1 protein-coding gene and 1 pseudogene are annotated in these 414 nt (G+C 72.5%); both read right to left on the bottom strand.

Annotation, left to right across the window (positions count from 1 at the left end):
- Positions 1-190: pseudogene (proA, locus tag B2U11_RS01850) on the bottom strand (gamma-glutamyl-phosphate reductase); the annotation flags it as partial.
- Positions 187-414 (bottom strand): PUA domain-containing protein (locus B2U11_RS01845; protein ID WP_349680695.1); only part of this gene is annotated, 228 nt, incomplete at its 5' end. The gene B2U11_RS01845 and the pseudogene proA, both read right to left, overlap by 4 nt.

The raw sequence follows: 414 nt of genomic DNA, 5'->3' as shown, positions 1-414 counted from the left end.
TGCCGTTGGCGCGGGCGGCCTCGACGTCGCGAGCGTTGGCGGCCAGCAGTTCGTCCTGGGCGGCGCCCAGCTTTTGGGACAGCAGGGTCAGGGCGCGGGTGCGCGCTTCGGCCGGCGCCTGGCGCAGGGCGGAGGCGGCGTCGCGGGCGCGGCGGCCCAGGTCCATCATGGCGGTCGTCAGGTCGGTCATCGCTTATCCAGCACCAGGTCGTCTCTGTGTATCAATGCGGCGGGGCCGCGGTGGCCGAGCAGCAACTGGATCTCGTCGCTGCGCCGGCCGCGAATGCGGAAGGCCTCGTTGGCGGGATAGGCGGCCAGGCCCACCCCGATCACGACGCCGTCCGGGTCGGTGATCTGGACGCAGTCACCCTTGTCGAAGTCGCCGATCACGGCGGTCACGCCGGCCGGCAGCAG

Source organism: Brevundimonas sp. UBA7534 (assembly GCF_002479325.1).
Lineage (GTDB): Bacteria > Pseudomonadota > Alphaproteobacteria > Caulobacterales > Caulobacteraceae > Brevundimonas.
This window is presented reverse-complemented; position numbering and strand designations above follow the sequence as displayed.